The organism is Parapedobacter flavus, from assembly GCF_035818675.1.
Lineage (GTDB): Bacteria > Bacteroidota > Bacteroidia > Sphingobacteriales > Sphingobacteriaceae > Parapedobacter > Parapedobacter flavus.
The window spans coordinates 104,458-122,801 of sequence record NZ_JAYKZZ010000005.1; the positions used below are offsets into that span (position 1 = coordinate 104,458).

23 protein-coding genes are annotated in these 18,344 nt (G+C 48.7%); all 23 read left to right on the plus strand.

Annotated features, from left to right (window positions below):
- Nucleotides 1-111: 111 nt before the first annotated feature.
- The 23 genes from U9S71_RS05550 to traM all read left to right on the plus strand — a co-directional run bounded on the left by U9S71_RS05550 (nucleotide 112) and on the right by traM (nucleotide 18,326).
- Nucleotides 112-990 carry an RteC domain-containing protein gene (locus U9S71_RS05550; protein WP_090624012.1) on the plus strand — a complete coding sequence of 293 codons (879 nt, stop codon included), beginning with the start codon at nucleotides 112-114 and terminating at the stop codon, nucleotides 988-990.
- 614 nt (nucleotides 991-1,604) lie between these two features.
- A complete protein-coding gene (locus tag U9S71_RS05555; protein WP_090624015.1) occupies nucleotides 1,605-1,898 on the plus strand; it encodes a hypothetical protein in 294 nt (97 codons plus the stop codon).
- A gap of 110 nt (nucleotides 1,899-2,008) precedes the next feature.
- Complete coding sequence (locus U9S71_RS05560; RefSeq protein WP_090624019.1) at nucleotides 2,009-2,284, plus strand: hypothetical protein; 276 nt, start codon at nucleotides 2,009-2,011, stop codon at nucleotides 2,282-2,284.
- A 32-nt stretch (nucleotides 2,285-2,316) separates the two neighbouring features.
- Nucleotides 2,317-3,159 carry a DUF8464 domain-containing protein gene (locus U9S71_RS05565; RefSeq protein WP_090624022.1) on the plus strand — a complete coding sequence of 281 codons (843 nt, stop codon included), beginning with the start codon at nucleotides 2,317-2,319 and terminating at the stop codon, nucleotides 3,157-3,159.
- Nucleotides 3,160-3,177: 18 nt separating this feature from the next.
- A complete protein-coding gene (locus U9S71_RS05570) occupies nucleotides 3,178-4,131 on the plus strand; it encodes a DUF8464 domain-containing protein (protein WP_090624025.1) in 954 nt (317 codons plus the stop codon).
- 648 nt (nucleotides 4,132-4,779) lie between these two features.
- The gene (locus U9S71_RS05575) at nucleotides 4,780-5,820 is read left to right on the plus strand and encodes a DNA cytosine methyltransferase (protein WP_090624032.1); all 1,041 of its coding nucleotides are present in this window, start codon (nucleotides 4,780-4,782) and stop codon (nucleotides 5,818-5,820) included.
- Between the two features lie 5 nt (nucleotides 5,821-5,825).
- Nucleotides 5,826-6,236, plus strand: a complete 411-nt coding sequence (gene mobC / locus U9S71_RS05580; protein WP_090624035.1) for a plasmid mobilization relaxosome protein MobC — start codon at nucleotides 5,826-5,828, stop codon at nucleotides 6,234-6,236.
- Nucleotides 6,233-7,387: a relaxase/mobilization nuclease domain-containing protein gene (locus tag U9S71_RS05585; RefSeq protein WP_090624038.1), complete on the plus strand. Its 1,155-nt coding sequence runs from the start codon at nucleotides 6,233-6,235 to the stop codon at nucleotides 7,385-7,387. The genes mobC and U9S71_RS05585 overlap by 4 nt, the downstream gene beginning before the upstream one ends.
- 33 nt (nucleotides 7,388-7,420) lie before the next feature.
- The gene (locus tag U9S71_RS05590) at nucleotides 7,421-8,056 is read left to right on the plus strand and encodes a ParA family protein (protein WP_090624041.1); all 636 of its coding nucleotides are present in this window, start codon (nucleotides 7,421-7,423) and stop codon (nucleotides 8,054-8,056) included.
- Nucleotides 8,053-8,400, plus strand: coding sequence for a hypothetical protein (locus tag U9S71_RS05595; protein ID WP_090624044.1), 348 nt, complete (start codon nucleotides 8,053-8,055; stop codon nucleotides 8,398-8,400). The genes U9S71_RS05590 and U9S71_RS05595 overlap by 4 nt, the downstream gene beginning before the upstream one ends.
- Nucleotides 8,397-8,717 (plus strand): hypothetical protein, encoded by a 321-nt coding sequence (locus U9S71_RS05600; RefSeq protein ID WP_090624047.1) that lies wholly within the window; start codon nucleotides 8,397-8,399, stop codon nucleotides 8,715-8,717. The genes U9S71_RS05595 and U9S71_RS05600 overlap by 4 nt, the downstream gene beginning before the upstream one ends.
- A gap of 7 nt (nucleotides 8,718-8,724) precedes the next feature.
- Nucleotides 8,725-9,030: a DUF4134 family protein gene (locus U9S71_RS05605; protein WP_090624049.1), complete on the plus strand. Its 306-nt coding sequence runs from the start codon at nucleotides 8,725-8,727 to the stop codon at nucleotides 9,028-9,030.
- A 41-nt stretch (nucleotides 9,031-9,071) separates the two neighbouring features.
- Nucleotides 9,072-9,380 (plus strand): DUF4134 domain-containing protein, encoded by a 309-nt coding sequence (locus tag U9S71_RS05610; protein WP_090624053.1) that lies wholly within the window; start codon nucleotides 9,072-9,074, stop codon nucleotides 9,378-9,380.
- The gene (locus U9S71_RS05615) at nucleotides 9,377-9,688 is read left to right on the plus strand and encodes a DUF4133 domain-containing protein (RefSeq protein WP_090624056.1); all 312 of its coding nucleotides are present in this window, start codon (nucleotides 9,377-9,379) and stop codon (nucleotides 9,686-9,688) included. The genes U9S71_RS05610 and U9S71_RS05615 overlap by 4 nt, the downstream gene beginning before the upstream one ends.
- Entirely contained in the window at nucleotides 9,660-12,152 is a 2,493-nt protein-coding gene (locus U9S71_RS05620; protein ID WP_090624059.1) for a TraG family conjugative transposon ATPase, read from the plus strand. The genes U9S71_RS05615 and U9S71_RS05620 overlap by 29 nt, the downstream gene beginning before the upstream one ends.
- Nucleotides 12,149-12,811 carry a hypothetical protein gene (locus tag U9S71_RS05625; RefSeq protein WP_090624062.1) on the plus strand — a complete coding sequence of 221 codons (663 nt, stop codon included), beginning with the start codon at nucleotides 12,149-12,151 and terminating at the stop codon, nucleotides 12,809-12,811. Before U9S71_RS05620 ends, U9S71_RS05625 begins: the two co-directional genes overlap by 4 nt.
- Nucleotides 12,808-13,467, plus strand: a complete 660-nt coding sequence (locus U9S71_RS05630) for a hypothetical protein (RefSeq protein WP_090624064.1) — start codon at nucleotides 12,808-12,810, stop codon at nucleotides 13,465-13,467. The genes U9S71_RS05625 and U9S71_RS05630 overlap by 4 nt, the downstream gene beginning before the upstream one ends.
- A complete protein-coding gene (locus U9S71_RS05635; RefSeq protein ID WP_090624067.1) occupies nucleotides 13,464-14,138 on the plus strand; it encodes a hypothetical protein in 675 nt (224 codons plus the stop codon). Before U9S71_RS05630 ends, U9S71_RS05635 begins: the two co-directional genes overlap by 4 nt.
- A 2-nt stretch (nucleotides 14,139-14,140) precedes the next feature.
- Nucleotides 14,141-14,929 carry a hypothetical protein gene (locus tag U9S71_RS05640; RefSeq protein WP_090624069.1) on the plus strand — a complete coding sequence of 263 codons (789 nt, stop codon included), beginning with the start codon at nucleotides 14,141-14,143 and terminating at the stop codon, nucleotides 14,927-14,929.
- Nucleotides 14,930-14,947: 18 nt separating this feature from the next.
- Complete coding sequence (locus U9S71_RS05645; RefSeq protein WP_245893047.1) at nucleotides 14,948-16,090, plus strand: TraJ family protein; 1,143 nt, start codon at nucleotides 14,948-14,950, stop codon at nucleotides 16,088-16,090.
- 22 nt (nucleotides 16,091-16,112) lie between these two features.
- Nucleotides 16,113-16,733 carry a conjugative transposon protein TraK gene (gene traK / locus U9S71_RS05650; protein WP_090624072.1) on the plus strand — a complete coding sequence of 207 codons (621 nt, stop codon included), beginning with the start codon at nucleotides 16,113-16,115 and terminating at the stop codon, nucleotides 16,731-16,733.
- Complete coding sequence (locus U9S71_RS05655) at nucleotides 16,711-17,151, plus strand: hypothetical protein (RefSeq protein ID WP_090624075.1); 441 nt, start codon at nucleotides 16,711-16,713, stop codon at nucleotides 17,149-17,151. The genes traK and U9S71_RS05655 overlap by 23 nt, the downstream gene beginning before the upstream one ends.
- A gap of 14 nt (nucleotides 17,152-17,165) precedes the next feature.
- Nucleotides 17,166-18,326, plus strand: a complete 1,161-nt coding sequence (gene traM, locus U9S71_RS05660; protein WP_090624077.1) for a conjugative transposon protein TraM — start codon at nucleotides 17,166-17,168, stop codon at nucleotides 18,324-18,326.
- Nucleotides 18,327-18,344: the final 18 nt, after the last annotated feature.

Sequence of the window (18,344 nt, forward strand, 5' to 3'; positions counted from 1 at the left end):
AAAAGGAACGGATAATCCGTCCTTGCAACCGCCTTTGTTTCACCCTACTTTGGTATTACCATATAAACTTTTAGATGGATAGCACTATGTGGAATTATAAACTTCGTGGTTATGAAAGAGGCGTCAATCGAAAATCTTTATTCCGGTATGTTGGAGCAATTGGGGTATATCAATGGATCGATCAGAGAATCCGTACAGAACCTAAATGAATCACTTTCCTGTATTGCCGACACGATCAACGAATTAAGGGAGCGCATTAGACGCCACCCATTCGAGGAGGAAACGGACGAAATCAATTTTTTCAAATATACCAAACCCCGTTTCTGCGCATGGCAAACCTATGTAGTGGAATTGCACAAGATCCTGTCCTCGGTTCCAGTCGGTACCGACCAAACGGTAAGGGATTATTATATGGAAGAAATAAGCGTAGTGAACCGTTTCTTTCGTTTGCATGCTTTTCATTACCAATACTACGTTACGGACGAGCACAGCAAAGACAAACAATTTTTTCTTCGCCGTAACAGTTCGTTATTTCCCCCAGGGCGGGAGCTCCTGCCTGACGACCCCGAATTTTCTACCGACCTCGATCATCTTTTCGGTATGTTCCGGGCATACGAGATGCTCCGAGACTTTTTGATAGGACGAATCCGGTTGTTATACCAAGAACCCAATAATGTACTACTAAAAGAGATGATGCAAGGCCGCAAACGATGGTGGTCAGGCACCAAAATGGAGCTGGTGGAATTTGGTTACGGTATCTATTTTACACGACGTGTCAATGGAGGAAAGGCCGATATTTCAGATATAATCGCATGGCTGGAAGAAAGTTTTAGCGAAGATTTGGCACAGGCTTACCGTATGTTTGTCGATATAACCCGGCGCAAGACCATCAGCCACACCAAATATCTCGATGAGATGCGCGGTGCCATTCAAGTACATATCGAAGAATCCTTGAAATACAAACCCCATAAAAGACGCTCAAAAAATTGAGCGATCAACCGAATATCCGTTATATCCAAAAAAAAAAATAACCTTACCAATATACCCATCTTGTGAAAGGGTTTGACCCATACCATTCCCGAAAACCCCATAAAATCCATACAGCGGAAAGAATACGCTATTTATCTCCTAATTCGCAGACAATCCACCAATCCCAACCCCAAAACCTACCTAAAATCCCTTACAAAACGCAAAAAATCCTCACCAAAAAAATCGATACCAATGTCCCCATATTGGGAAAGCTCCGTCTGCCCGCTTGCCAATTTTGACCCAAGTAAGGACACGTTCTTTGACATTGGGGGAAGAAGCATTTCCGGTGAAGAACCGGAAATTATTGTGCAGTCAGGGCAGTATTATCACCGCATACTTGTATGCAGGGGGTACCGCTCCGATGAACCATAGGCAGCCGGTTTCGGCGGGTATGTATGTACCCACGTGAGTATTCCCGAGTGAAATATATAGAGCGGTCCGCTCCGTAGCGATACGTTATTGACTTTACAGCGAAATGAAAGACCTTCATTGACCAAGAAATATAATATACGGAGGGGGTATGATGCCCCCTCTTATTTTACAAACGGCCATTCAGAAACCAGTACCATAAAATTATGCCAACACGGACAAACAACCTTTCGAGCAAGGAACTGGCGACACTGTTAAAAAATGCAGTCCAAGAGGGAGCTGGTAATGCCATAAAAAAAGAACAACCTATTCTCGAAAAACTGACCAAAGCCACGGCTTACCGCCTTTACGGCCGAAGCAATATTGACAGATGGTTACGGGAAGGGCTGATCTCGACACATACAGATGACAGCTCCAAGACTTTCCTTGACAGATCGGAACTTGAAACCGTTTCGGGTTCAAGCAACCGCATTACCTATCTGCCCGTAACGGACAGATAGACCGACCGGCCTACAAGAGCGGATCATTTCGGGTTCGTTGCCCGTTGCCGGTTCCATCGTGGGAAAACCCTATTCCCTTTATCCGTAAACCATCAAACCCCAGAGAAACTATGCACATACTATTGACACCGCTGCAATTGCAGACACTGCTTTCCTATGCAGCCGAAATGGGAGCAAAACTTGCCCTTTCCAAGACCGGACACATCAGGCCGTACCTCAAAAAATCAGAAGCGTTCAAGCGGTATGGACGAAAAAATGTAGAGCATTGGATTGGTCTCGGTCTGATCACGCCGCGCAAAGACGGCAACCACTCCGCAGCTTGGCGCATCGACCGCATGGAGATCGAAGCCGTGAGCAAATCCCGTGAAGCCATGCGCTATCTGTAAAAACTATCCACCACATCAAAAACATTTTTCTCATGACATCTTACAAAAGCAACACACCGCACGATGAGCCTTTGACCATCGCCGCCCTGCTCAAAGCATTGGGGCATGAACCCGTATCGACGGGTGGCGATGAATTTCAGTACGCAAGCGTATTAAGAAACCGAACCAACAACAAAATAGTCCTAACGGTCAATAACCGATTGAATACTTGGTTTGACAGCTCACTTGGCCTGCTTGGCAAAGGTGGCAACCTCATGGATTTTGCCCGTACCTATTGGCCTGATCTGTCGCCCGACCAGATCGAAGAAAGATTGCGTAACATACAAATTCAAATAACTAAAAAAGATAGACCACTACGCAAGCGCAAAGCGACCAAGATACCCCATTATCAGATCGAACGTACCGGCTCATTGGGGTACAATAGAGAGATCACGGATTTTCTCATGGAAAGCGGCCTTTGGGAACTCGCCGATCTGAACATCAAAGAAGTCCATTATTATACTACCGACCAAAAGGGCAATCGCAAAGACTTCTGTGCCGCTGGTTGGCAGAACGAAAACGGAGGTTGGGAAGTACGAGCCCAAAATTATACGGGCTGTATCGGCACAAGAGGAATGACCTTTATTCCGGCAAGTGAAACCGCGCTTGCCATATTCCCCGAATATGTGGACTATCTGAAAAGGCGGAGCGACAAATATCTGCATTACGCATCGGTACTGATATTGAACCATCCCGATTTCATATCCGCATCGCTGAAACGTGCGCACCATTTTCAAAGAGTGCTGCTGTACACCGATGAAACAGGAGGCGATTACCAATCCCTTGCGGAAATGTTCAAGAACGAACTGCCGCACACAGAAGTAATACCCCTTTGATAACCCAAATCTCTGCTTATGTCAAAATATGTAAACGTGGACGATCTGCGGGAAATCCCAATTTCGGACTTCCTGGCCCGGCTCGGTCACCATCCGGTACGCAAATCGGGTAAGGAACTTTTTTACCACAGTATGCTACGGGAAACCAAGCAAGACACCCCATCCCTGACGGTATGGGACGAGGGTGGAAAATGGGTCGACCGAGGTGGCCCGAACTCGACGGGCATACAGGGTGGTAGTATCGTCCAGCTCGGCCTTGCCTATTGGCCCCAGCACTCCTTTATCGAGGTGCTAAACAAGATAAAGGAAATCTGCGATATGCAGGTCTCCATGATACCGGCCTACAAACCTGTCAAACTACCAGCGGAACAGGAACATAGAAGCTATACCTTTGAACTTGTCCGAACACAGCCAATCGGCCGAAACTTTGTCCTGACCAAATACCTCGAAGAACGTGGGATATTGGACGTTGCACACGGACACCTGCAAGAAATCTATTACAGAAACCGTCTTGACAACGAAAATAAAAGTACCTTTTATGCCGTTGGCTGGCAGAACGATCAAGGCAATTGGGAGTTTACCAATGCCAAAGGTTTCAAGAGCAGTATCGGCAAAAAGGGAATATCTGTGATACCCGGCAATCCAAGCCATGCCGTTCTCTTCGAGGGCTATATGGACTACCTAAGTTGGCTCAAAGTGAACCGCCCCGATCCTGCACCTACCGCCATTGTCCTAAACTCCATTGTCCAATTGAAGAATGCCATCGAGCGGGTCAAGGGCATACCAACCGTGGACGTCTATTTCGACAACGACGATCCCGGCCGCAACTGTACTCAAAGGCTGATCGAAGCCGTACCACAAGCCAAAGACCGTTCCGGTGTTTATGGGGCGTACAAGGATTATAACGATATGCTAAAGGCAGTCCTAAACGAGCATGAAATACAGCACCAACGGGCAGGCCCCAGACGTTGACTTTCGGAGGGGACGAAATCAGTTATTCCGATATATAGATAACTGTATATAGGTATATACCGATAATCGGATAACCATATATACACGTATACGGGTATTTGTATATCCCGATATTTCGATAGACAGCTATACAGATAGCAGTACATACAGATATTCATATATCCCGATATACACACATCCAAATAGATAGCCATACGGATATATGTATAGATACATATCAGTCTATCCATATAGGCACATATCCACATATATAGCTATCCACATTGTTACGCATACAGATATACAGTTATCCGAACAGACATCCACACCGATAGCTGTATGTATGGATATATGACCGATCGAAACGTGGGTTATCAATCGGCCATCCCCGAACCTATGTACCAAAAACACGCCCCCTAACCCACTTTTTTGCCCTTTGCGGTATAACCCCACTTTTTTGTTTCGTATTGTGCAAGTTGTGTTTTTGTACGTACAGCGCTCGTACCTCGGCAGTACCCACAAAAACCAACTTGCCCCGGAACAGCCACACCCCACTGGGGAATGGCCGTACCAGGGTAGGAAAAAGGTCGCAACTCCCTTTTTCTCCTGCAAAGCGAACCATAACCGCCGCAGGGCGACGAACATCCATAAACCATTAAAACCATTACCATGCTAAGACACGGCAGCCTATTCAGTGGCATCGGCGGTTTTGACATTGCCGCTTCATGGATGGGTTGGCGAAACGTTTTCTCGTGCGAGAAAGACCCGTTCTGCCGAACCATTCTCAAACACTATTGGCCCAATACAACACACTATGAAGACATCTACGATTTTCGGGCAACTCACTATCGAGGACATATCGACATCATCAGCGGAGGGTTTCCCTGCCAGCCGTTCAGTCAGGCCGGACGGAGAAAGGGGGCGAAAGATGACCGTTACCTCTTCCCGGAGACTATCCGAATTATTAAGGAAGCAAGGCCGGATTGGATCGTTCTTGAAAACGTTACTGGACTGTTCACCATTCTCGAACCCGATAGTCTTTCTGAAATGGAAACCAAAGCGGTTGAGCTTTTTTGTGAGGACGACAAACAGCCTGCAACAAGTACCATCATCCGATTACAACGACGGGTTATCGGAAACATCATTTCAGAAATCGGATCAGCAGGATATGTACTCCCCACACTTGAAGACGGCACACCAATCGTTCTGTGTATTCCGGCTGCTGCCGTTGGCGCTCCACACCAACGGGATCGGGTTTGGTTTGTTGCCCACGCCGACCGCCACCGAGATAAGCAATATAAAAACAACGATGGAACAGGCACAGGACAGGCGACGGCTAAAGGACAGGAAGAACGAACGGGGCAATGGCGGTCAAGTGTCCTTGACGGATTTTTTGGTGTACCATGCGCTGATCTCCCTTTGGACACCGACCGAGGAAATAGCCGAGATGATGCCCAACGAAATACAGAAGCGTTTGCTGAAAGTGCTGCCGACAGCGGATCAGATCGATGGAACGGCATTCCCCTATGGACGGGATGGCCAAGTGAACCCCCGTTTTGTGGCCGAGATGATGGGCTTTCCGAAAGACTGGACGGAATTACCTTTCCTACGTGGCGGGCCGAAAGCATAAAAGCCTACGGCAATGCCATCGTTCCGCAGGTCGCCCTTGAAATATTCAAGGCAATACAAGCCGTTACCCCAAACCCCTAAGCCACATGAAGAAAAGCAAACAAAACAGAAAACCTCTACCAAGCGAACAGCGTACCCGACGCTTTGAACTCCGGTTGAGCGAAGCGGAACGGGCGCAGTTTCTTGAACTTGAAAAAGCGCTTGGCCTAAGCCGTGCGGACATCGTGCGTATCCGTGTGCTCCAACACTCCAAAAAGATGCTGGTCAATACCACCGAGATCATGAAACTGTTGGACGGTATCGGCACACAGATCGGGCGGTCCGGCAACAATATCAACCAACTGGCGAAACACGCCAATTCCCTGCAACAACAGGGAATGTTGCACTCCGCTATTATGCGTGACCTTGCCCCATTGCTGACCGAATACATCAGGTTGCAACGGAAGCTGGAACAGTCCGTTCGACGGCTCATCAGACTTATGAGGGGGCAGACATGATCGTCAAAATATTGAAACCGTCCGCCACGTTCAAAGGCGTTCGTTATAACACGAACAAAGTGGACAAGGATAAGGGCGAACTGATGAAAACAGCAAATTTCGGTACATTGCAGGCCCTGCAAAATCTCCGCCCAAAGGATTATGTCATTTATCTGGAAGCCCAATCCGCAGCCAGTAAACGGACGAAATACCCACAGCTCCACGCCGTCATTTCCTGCAAAGGACGTTCCCATAGCAAGCAAGAACTTACAGCCATCGCCGAACAATGGCTGAAAGGAATGGGCTACGGTGAACAACCCTACCTCTTGGTATTCCATAAAGATACCGCAAACAACCATATCCATATCGTTTCCACACGGGTAGACCGAGACGGCAAGAAAATAAACGACAGCTTCGAGAAAATCCGTGCCTACGAGGTATTGAACCGTATCGTCGGCGTGGATGAAAAACAGGAGATCGACAAGAATATCGAAAAAGCATTGAGCTATGGTTTCTCCACACGCGCCCAATTTATGATGCTCCTTGAAGCACGGGGGTATTCGCTTAAACTGTCCGATGGAGTATATCAGATCAGCCGTTACGGCAAAAGACAAGGCACGGTCTCTTTGGAACAGGTGGATGCCAAAATCAGCACTTTTGACAAAGACATCGATCGGTTGGCACAGCTCCGAGCCGTCTTTGCCAAGTACCGTAGCCAGTACGATCCGGCAATCGTCCATGTTCCGGCCCCACTTCCCGGTAACAGGCCGTCCGCACCATCCGGCTATACGTCGGCAATGGCGCAGATGCTATCGGGAAAATTCGGCGTGCAGATCATATTCCACGGCAAGGACGGAAAGCCGCCATACGGTTATACCGTCATTGACCATTCGAGGAAAATGGTATATAAAGGCAAAGACCTCATGCCGTTGGCAGAATTTATCAGATCATCCGAAGACAGCCCCGAAATATCGGCCAAAGCAGACAGACCGGAACCAACAGAAAGAGAACGGAAATCGGTATCCGAAGAAATGGCTGCCTATACCGATCATGCGCAGGAAACATCGGAGCATTGGATCCCGAATATCCAGATCGATATTGCCCACGACATTGACGATGAGGCCGTCCACGGACGTAGACGGAAACGCAAGAGCCGGACAAATACCCGATGACCCCCATCAACAGACCATTAAATCAGATAAACTATGCTCATATTAATAGGAAACCAAAAGGGCGGAGCGGGAAAAAGTACTCTCACCCTACTGCTCGCCAACTACCTGACCCAACAACAAGAACGGCGGGTTACGGTGCTCGATATGGACTATCAGCAATCACTTTCCGCCAAAGCCGAGAAAGCAAAGATTCTGGAAAATGAACCGCTGTACGAAATCGTACCCGCCGACCTCAGCCATTTTCCGGCAATGCAGCGGAAATTAGGGAAATCACGGAACGAGATCGTACTGATCGACCTGCCCGGCAAGATGGACGACGATGGGCTGATCCCCATATTTGCCGCCGCCGATGCGGTAATCTGTCCGTTTGCCTTTGACGAATTTTCCGTCGATTCCACATTGCTGTTTGCAATGGTCATCGGCCGGATCAACAAGCGGGCGCCGCTGATTTTCGTACCCAACCGTATCAAGAACACCGTCAAGTACGAAACCCGGACAGAAGTTGAAAATGTCCTGCGCGGTTTCGGTACGGTCGCACCCGGTCTGCCAGACCGCATCGACTTCCAGCGGGTAAATACGTTCCAGACACCGATCATATTATATCCCGTTATCCTGCCGCTCTTAGACCTGATCTATGAACAATATATTGCTAAGGAGGAAACAGTATGAGCGGAATAAAAAGCCTTGCCGACGAGCTTCGGGATTCCATGCGGAAAGGGAAACCGCCACAGGCAAAAGAAATTCCCTTGGCAGAACCACCAAAGGACACACCAAAGAAAAAAACGGAAAACTTGGAACGTCTGTTTGAAAATATCCTAAGCCATGAACTGACCGGGCGGGAAAAGCTACTAATCCGTTTGGACGACAAGACGCTTTTCCTGCTCAAACAACTGAAAGTTACCAAAGGTATCGACATGAACAAGATCATATCTTACAGCCTGCACCAATTTCTAAAAAACCATCCCGAACTGACCCGATACATCAAAGAACACATTAAAACCCTTGATCTATGAACTGGACACAATTCCTGCTCGGCGTTACCGCCATCTATGGCATTTACTATGCCCTAAACGTACTGTATGACCTGTTTATCCACCGCCGCGCTCCACGGGCGGCCGACGGAGGAAACGAATTGACATTTGATGAAGATTCGCCGCCCGAAAGGGTTATTCCCGAACCATCCAAAAGAGAAAACGAACCCACGGCAAAAGAGGGAAAAGCGGTTATCTCGTCCGGCCCCCTGCAATCCACGGGAGGCATCAACCTAAAGCAACTCGTATCGCTCATACAGAACGACGTGGTCGAGTACACCAAAGCCATTCCTTATTAAATCCGTTATGCGATCAATCCGTTTTGTGACAGTATCTTTTACTGTCATTTTTTTTGCCCTTTGCGCCACCGCCCAGCCCGGCCTTGACGAGTTTTATCAGGTCAGCGGAGAAGTCAACCGCTTTTATTTCAGTTTCTCCGATCTTGCCCTCGTCATCGGTGCCGTATGCGGACTGCTCGGTGGACTGCGGGTGTACAGCAATTGGCAGTCCGGCAAGCACCACATCGATGCGCAGGTCATGGGATGGTTCTTTTCCTGCCTGTTCCTGTCGCTCGTCGGTGCCGCATTAAAGGCCCTTTTCGGGGTACACTAACAGCCCAATCATTTTTTATTCACTTTTTATCCATTATCTCTATGACAGTAAAAACCAAAAAACTGTTTGCAATGGCCGCGCTTTGCCTTTCCGCGGTTCAATCAACATTTGCGCAAGGTGGTACCGTGGGTATCGATGCCGCCACGTCATCGCTGACCAGCTACGTAGACCCTATTTCGACACTCATTCTGGCCATCGGCGCGGTCGTTGGGCTCATTGGGGGAATACGGGTTTACATCAAGTGGAACAGCGGAGATCAGGACATCAACAAAGAACTGATGTCGTGGGGCGGTTCCTGCCTTTTCTTGGTGCTCGTGTCGGTGGTCATCAAAGCGTTTTTCGGCGTATGACACAAGAGCGTTATCCGATCTATAAGGGGCTGCAAAAGCCCCTTATTTACCGCGGTTTCAAGGGCAAGTTTATCTATTGGGGCATAGGCTCCCTTATCGGTGGTCTGGCCCTCGGTGGACTTGTCGGCGCACTGACCAACCTGTTCTTGGGCGGCTTTGCCACCCTTGCCCTGATGGGTGCCGGACTTGCCTACACATTCATGAAACAGGGTAACGGCCTGCACGACAAAACCCGTCATCGCGGAGTGTTCATACATCCCATCCACTTATCAATTCGTTATGAAGTCAGAGAAAAAGTCAACTTTTGAAATGCCCTATGTGGGTATCGACCATTATCAGGGGATGGCCATGCTGTACGGTAGCCGCGGTGATTTTTCGGTCATCATGCGGCTTACCAATCCCGTCCTACAGTATGGTGCCGATCCCGAAGCCTATACCGCATTCCAACAGGTGTTGTTGGGTGTCGTCAAAATACTTGGCGAGGGGCATATCATCCAAAAACAGGATGTGTTCATCCGGCGAAAATACAGAGCCGAACCAGCATCTGAATTTTTGCAACAGAAATACCAGGACCACTTCGACGGACGGGAGTACACCGAGATCAGAACCTACCTGACCATCACCCGCCAGATCAAAAGAGGGGCTTTCTATACATACGACAAGCGGGTACTTGTAAACTTTGGACAGAACATGGCCAAAGTGTTCGACCTGCTCGTAGGTGCGGGGCTTTCGCCTGCCTACCTGACCGAAGCCGAAATAAACCGCTTTATGAACAGGGTGCTCGGAATGGAGTTTGAACAGCCCCATATCACATTGAACAATCTCCGTTGCGGAGACCGCGAGTTGCAGATAGGAGAACAGACCGTTCGCTGTATTAGCTTGGTCAATACGGATTCCGTAGACCTGCCCGAAAAGGTCGGGGCATTTACTTCAAGAACCGAGACAAGCGGTATGCGTGGTTTCCCGGTGGACAATATGTTTTTCATGCACCATGTTCCCGGTTATCGTACCATTGTCTATAACCAGTTAATGGAGATACCCGGCCAACAGGTCACATTGGGCAAACTTGAAGTAAAGCGAAAAAGACATTCGAGCGTACCCGATCCGGCCAACATCATGTGCGTGGAGGACATCGACCTTTTATTGGTGGACGTAGCCCGTGAAAACCAGTTGCTGGTGAACGCCCATTATTCTATGATCGTATGTGCCGATACGGACAGGATCGATAAAACGGTCAACTTTATCGAAGCCGCCCTTTTCCAGCAAGGGATCATTCCCTCGCGGAATGCCTACAACCAGCTGGAACTGTTCCGCTGTGCCTTGCCGGGCAATGGTGTGGAACTGAAAAAATACGACTGGTTCCTGACGACCGCAGATGCCGCCCTTTGCTTCTTTTTTCGGGAAGCACTGCCGAGAGACGAAAAATCGGATTTTCTGATCCGGTTCACGGATAGACAGGGCATCCCCGTCGGTATCGATCCGGCCGACCTGCCGATGCGAACTAACCGTATCAATAACCGGAACAAGTTTGTATTGGGGCCGTCCGGTTCGGGCAAAAGTTTCTTTATGAATGCCCTCGTACAGCAATATATGCTGTACAATATGGATGTGGTCATCGTTGATACAGGACATTCCTATTCCGGTCTATGCGCCTACTTCGGGGGGAGGTACATCACTTGGTCAGATACCAAGCCGATCACCATGAACCCCTTTGCCATCGGCGAGGATGAATACAATATCGAGAAAAAAGATTTTTTGGCCACATTGGTCTGCCTATTGTGGAAAGGTGCGGACGGAACGATATCACCCGTAGAACGTGATGTAATTTCCAATGTTATTTCAGCCTATTACGCTGATTATTTCGGCGAGAAACAGAACGGTACCGACCAGCTCGACTTTAATTCGTTCTACGACTTTGCCCTGCACAAGATACCCCAGATCAAGAGCGAGGAAAGGATACCGTTCGACCTCGACGAGTTTCGCTATGTGCTGAAAAAATTCTACCGTGGAGGGGAATTTGATGCCATATTGAACGAGGCCGCCGATTCATCCCTGTTTTCGGAAAGATTCATTGTCTTTGAAATCGATGCGGTCAAGGAAAATAAGATTTTGTTCCCCATTGTTACGTTGGTCATTATGGACGTGTTCATCCAAAAGATGCGCCATCGAAAAGACCAACGGAAAGCGCTGATTATCGAGGAAGCATGGAAAGCAATAGCTTCGCCATTGATGGGCTCCTATATCCTGTACCTATACAAGACGGTACGGAAGTTTTGGGGCGAAGCGGTCGTGGTCACACAGGAATTGGGGGATATAATCGGCAATGCCGTGGTAAAGGACAGTATCCTAAACAATTCCGATACCGTGTGTCTCCTTGACCAAAGTAAGTTTATAGAGAACTATGGCGACATTGCCAAGCTCCTTGCCATCACGGAAACGGAACGGAAGAAAATATTCACGATCGGAAAACTGGACAATACCGTTGGTCGCTCCCGATTTAAGGAGGTCTACATCCGGCGTGGGTCAATGGGTGAGGTATTCGGTGTAGAAGTGAGCATTTACCAATACCTCGCATTTACCACGGAGAAACCCGAAAAAAGTGCCGTGGAAATCTATGTAAACCACTATGGGAACTATCAATCGGGACTGGAAGCATTTGTGTCCGATCTGCAAAGTAGCGGACTTGCTCTGGACACGTTTGTACGACGGGTAAACCAGACAAACGCCCCCATTGAAACACCAAGAGAATACTTTAAACCTGATTTTACATGAAACGATTTATTGCAATAACGCTTCTGTCCTTTGCCGTTTTCTATGCAAGGGGGCAGATCTACATCGACCCTGCTGTGGCAGCCGCAACGGGCGTCCATGCCGGAGTAATGAACAGCCAGCTAAACAGCGTGAATAACAACCTAACGCTTATCCAACGTGGACAGCTCGCCGTAACCGGCCAGCTCCTGATCGTGAACGATCTACAGGACAAGATCTACAAGGGATTGAGCGAGGTATCCGGCGTTGTCCGTTCCCTGCTGACGGTAAAGGACATTGCCAGCATTTCCCTTGACATCGTTAACGACGTAGAAAAGGCAATGAACATCGCAAGGGGAAATCCGGTACTCCTGCTGTTCGCCGAAGCGGGCGCACGGGAATTTAAGACACGGGCGACCAACCTGTCTGCCGAGGTCAGCGCCTTTATACTAAAGGGAGGAAAGGACAACCTGATGGATTCGGGCGAGCGGGCGAAACTGCTCAACCGGATACGTACGGAACTGACCATCTTGCGGGGCGTAGCCTTTGGGATGCACCGGAGTATGTACTGGGCGAAACAGCGCGGTATCCTTAACTCCCTCAACCCATACGCTGGTTTTATCAATATCGACAAACAGATTGCCGATGACATTATCTTTAATTCAAGATTGCTCAAACGATGAGATACTTTATCCTGACCCTGTTTCTTTTGGTCATCGCCCTGACCAGAGCAAACGCACAGCTCAATGTGGAACTGCTCCACCAATTGGTCGAACACAGCAAGGATGAATACGACCGCCAGATCACCGCAAGAAACCGACAGGCGATCACCACGGCCAACGAAGAAGTGAACCGTGAGGAAACGGCAAAGCTCAAAACCCGTTACCGAGAACTGCACAGCCGTTTTCATGTTTTGGGAACGGCATTGCAGGGGCTTAGCATGGGGCTTGAATCCGCGCCAATCGTAACCGAGATCATAGACCAACAAAAAAGGATTATAGGCATCGTTTCCACACACCCCGAATTTATGTTGCTTGCCATCGATGCAGAAAAAGATATGGCAGAAAAAGCCGTGCAGCTCGCACGCTACCTGACCGGACTTTTTATCAGTATCGGCGACCTTAACCAGATGAAAGCAAGCGACAGGCGAATACTTTACGGACACGTCCTGCAGGAGCTTCGGAAGATAGCCGGAGCATCACGTGGACTTGCAGTTACCATGTACTATTCGACACGAAAAAAACTGCTCGATTCCCTCAATCCCTTTTCGGCCTATATCAACGAGGACAAGCGCATAGTCGATAATATTTTAAGGCAATTGGAGGAATTTAAACCATGAAAAAGCAACTCATAACCCTGCTGTTTATCTATCTTTCAATGTCGGTTTTCGGGCAAAGCTATGTGACGATAGTCTATGATGCCAAGCACCTTGCCATCGTAAACGAGAACGGTGCGGTCAGGTTGGTTTCCGAACAGGCCCATAACAATATGCTCGGTAACATCCGTGGAAGTATAGACGATATTAATGTCAACCTTTCTTCCGTGGTTCTGGTGCAGAACATGATACACCGATCACTGACCGAAGTGGATCGGGCGCTGAAATCCGGCCGCTCTGCGCTCCATATTTCGAGGCTCGTGCAGGACATCGCCACCCACAGTACAAAAATGTTGGAAACCGCCAAAGGCGAACCGTGGCTGCTGCTCTTTGCCGAGGACGTTGCCCGTCAGATAAAGGACAGAGGAATAAACCTTGCCGCCGAGGTCTCCGAGTTTGTACTCCAAGAGGGAAAGAACGTACTGATGGACTACGAAAAAAGAGACCACCTCATGCGCAAGATCATTCTTGAACTGAAAGTAATTCGGGCGTTGGTGTTCAGCATGGAAAGGTCCATGTATTGGGCGAAGATCAACGGCGTACTGAAAACGGCGAACCCATACCGAAACTTTATCAATATGGACAAGCGCAAAGTGGACGAGATCATACGGAACTATTATCTACTTAAAGACTGAATATGAAAACGAAATATATCACAACGCTACTGTTGTGCCTGTTCTCCATTATGGGAACAATGGCGCAGAACGTGAAGCGACAGACCGACAAACATATCGTACACCAACAGGAACGCATGGTTCACAAGCAATGGGATCGCAAGAAGTTTACGCCGACAAGTGGCTTTCTCGGTCTAAACCCCAATTACTGGCTCACCTGGGCGTGGCACCCCAACTACCCCAAGACCGACCGCCGACCGTTGAGCGGTACAGGCCCGCAAACTCTAAGGATGGGTATGGTACTGGCCATGCAACAAACGGACGAAGCCTATAAAAAGCATACGGACACCATCCGAAAAGTTGCGGTAACCGAAGCCCTCAATTATTCCGGTCTGGTAGCAGATGCCGACCCCTTATGGCTTCTATATTACCGTAAAGAATTTGGAAACTTGACGGGCGGTACAGACACTGATCCGCTCGCCGGACTTTCACCGGATGTCAGGGATTATCTGCGGAACAAAGGTCTATTGGAATGGTACAGCGAAGAACGTGCGGAACTGAAAGAACGGCTGGAAGCTGCCCGGACGACTACACTCGACCGAGGCAGCCGAATAATGGCCTACCATCGTTTGCTTGGAGAACACAGGAAACTACTGTCCGCATGGGAAGCCAAAAAGAACTATGCCGCCAAATTCCTTTCATTGGCCAAGAACCGTGACCGCCTACGTAGTGACAATCCCGACCATCCGGAGTTTTCGGGCAATCGCTCCGACGTACAAATTGCGGAGAACATCCTAAAAAGAACCCAATAACCAAAATCAGATTACTTTATGGACTTTATCAACATGACGGGGCTAATGCCACGTTTTTTATTGCAAGGAAACCCTGTAAGCGTGCCCGATTCCTTTAAGGAAACGTTCAACTTTTTGCAGGGGAACGGTGTCTACGAAGAGGGTGTAATGTACTTTCTCAAAGGCATGAAAAACACGGTATGGACGCACTTCGACACGTTCATAACCGATGCGCAGGCCCTCGCTGCCATCTTTATGCTCATATTCTTTGCCATTAAATCATACGAAATGATGGCGGGCGACAAGAAAATGGAAGTCATGCCTTTGTTACGGCCGTTTGGGCTCGTGATGGTCATTATCTGGTGGGGTACGTTTACCCGCGTACTTGCATATCCCACCGACATCGTGGCCGCCAAAACGGAAAGCCTTTTCGACAGCGGACAGATCGAGGTGAACAATTTACGCCTGCAACGTGCAAAACTCATGATGGAGGTTGCAGACCAACTGACGACGATACAGGCCGAAACCGAGATCGCCGAAAAAGAAGCGGATACGTGGTACGGTCAGGCATGGGATGCGGTCACCTCAACGGTAAAAGAGGGTTTTGCTTCTGTATGGAATCCAATAGTCGAACTTAAAAACCGTATGCAGGTCGGATTACAGCTATTGGCAACCTATACCTTAGAAACGTTGGCTGTTTGGATATTGCGTATCTGCGTTTATATCATATTCATTATCCAGATCATCTATTCGACCATCCTTATCATATTAGGCCCGTTTAGTGTCGCCGTATCAATCCTGCCTGCCTTTAGAGATTCCTTTGGTACATGGATCGCCCGGTTTATTAGCGTAAACCTGTATTCGGGAATTGCCTATCTGGTCATGCACATAGCCAGCCTGTTCCAACAGTATGCAATGGAGGCCGAGATCACAAGGTATCAGCAACTCGTTGACAGCACAGGCGATACGATGGAGAAGATGGCTGTATTTGCTGGTAATGGACTTTTGAGTTTCGGCATCGTCATCGTGACGTTCCTGATCGGAGGGCTGACTATGCTCACGGTACCGAGCATCAGCACATGGATCGTATCGACAAGCGGTATCACCTCGGCCGCAAGCACAATGGGGCGTGGCGCAACCAATGCGACCCGCATGGCAAGGAGGATGATCGCCAAATTTTAGAACCTTTTAAGCATCTGTTTTCATGATAATAAAAAATATCGAAGCCAAGATCAGGCTTGCCACCTTTATTGCGGGAGCAAGTCTGACCGCCGCCCTGCTCATGGTAGTGGCGGTATCTTTTTTTGCCTACAAACAGGTCGGCAATGCACGTAAATCGGTGTATATACTCGATGCCAACAATGTACCCATGTCCGCACGGCAGACAGACGTGGAGGTGAACAGACCCGTCGAGTACCGTACACATATCAACCTATTCCATTCGCTGTTTTTCACCCTTGCACCTGATGATAAATTCATCGAATACCAAATGAAAAAAGCCATGTACCTGATCGATGAATCCGGTGCATTGCAGTACAACAACCTGCGGGAAAAAGGCTTTTTTAACTCCGTGCTATCGTCCAGCTCCGTACTCACCATCCAGACGGACTCCATCCACGTCGATCCGGTAAAGAAATACTTTAAGTTTTATGGCAAACAGACCATAGATCGGCGCAGCTCTACCGTAATACGCTCGCTGGTCACCGAGGGCTATTTACGGGACCTCGAAATGCGTACGGAGAACAACGGTCACGGTGTACTGATAACCCGATGGAAAACACTCGAAAACAAAGATATATCCTATGTTCAAAAAAATAACTTCTAACCGTCCGCCAGACACATCGGTATGGACAGCTTTTTACAGGGAGTTTGGCAAGTACATCGATGGAGGTACACACCGTGCCAAACATTTCCTTGAAATCCGGCCGCGTACAGTATTTATAGCAATGGTCCTAAGTATTCTCGTTTCCGTTGGATGTTTTCTTTTTCTCCCAAAGGAAACACCCAAGAAAGACAGTACAAATCTTTTCGTACAACAACCCTTAACGGATGGAATGGGCGGTATCGTCACCACCGTTTCGACCTTAAAGGAGTTGTTGGAAATCCGTACCGTCCTTGATGGACTGATTGACAAAGACAGTTTAGACAGCTCCGATAGCCTGCTGATGGAAAACGCCATCGACAGGATGCAGATACTCGAAAAGCGATTGTCCGAAGCCAACAAACCCCACAATTCACCTTAATACAATTCAACAATATGAAAATCAATTTCAGACAACCACGCTATGTGCTGCCCCTCATAGTGCTGCCCTTTCTATGCCTGTTTTTTTATGTCTACCAGACAGGTTTTGCAAAGGAGGAAGCACCCCGGCAAGAGGGCGATCCCTTACAGGGACAGATTGCCGAAGTATCGGAGGACGTGAAGAACCGCGCGCTATCCGACAAACTTGCTGCCTACCGTGAACAGTACCGCCGAGGAGACGGCTATACGGCAATAGGCCAGTTACAGGATGAAAGAGCCGAACAATTCCGTTTCGATGAAATGTACAACGAAGAAGAAAAGCACAGACTTGATTCCATCGAGCGGGCACTCAAAAACCAACGACCATTTTCGGGCAATGGAGATTCGGAGGATGACGACGACAGCGCCTTGCAACAGGCCCTTTCCTCATTACAGCGAAGACCCGAACCGATAAGGGAAGAACCGGAGAAAACCGACCCAATGGAACTTTTCCGTATGCAGATGGCCTATGCGGACAGTATGGCAAGGGCGAACGATCCCGACGAACAGGCAGCCCGCAGGGAACGTGAACGCATGGAAGAAGCGAAACGGGAACTCGAAAACCAACCCCTCTTATCTGTCTCCAAATACGCTACAAATCAAGGGGCGTTCAACACCATTCGCGCCGAAAGTGACAACACTTTCATACAGGCCATTATCGACGAAAACATGACAGGATATGCCGATTCACGTTTACGTATCCGACTCATGGATGACCTATTGGTCGGCCCGCACGTGGTCAAGAAAGGCAGCCACGTCTTTGCAAGGATTTCAGGCTTTTCAGGACAGCGTGTGCTGCTCACCATCACGTCCATCATGCACGGAAACAACATACTGCCCGTCCGGCTGGAAGTGTACGACAATGACGGTTCCCCCGGACTGTACGTGCCCGCTTCGGCATTCAGGGAGTTTAGCCGAGAGCTCGGCGGTAACACCACGCAGGGAATTACCCTGCAACAGCAAGCGGAAAACAATAGCCAACTGGTCATGAGCGCCATTCAGCGGATGTTCCAATCCACAACGACCGCCGTATCAAAGCATATACGGAAGAACAGGGCCAAACTGAAATACAATACGATGGTGTACCTTATCGATCCGCAGGCACTCCGCCAAAGCCAACAGAATTACAAACAGTAAAACCATTAATATTTCACC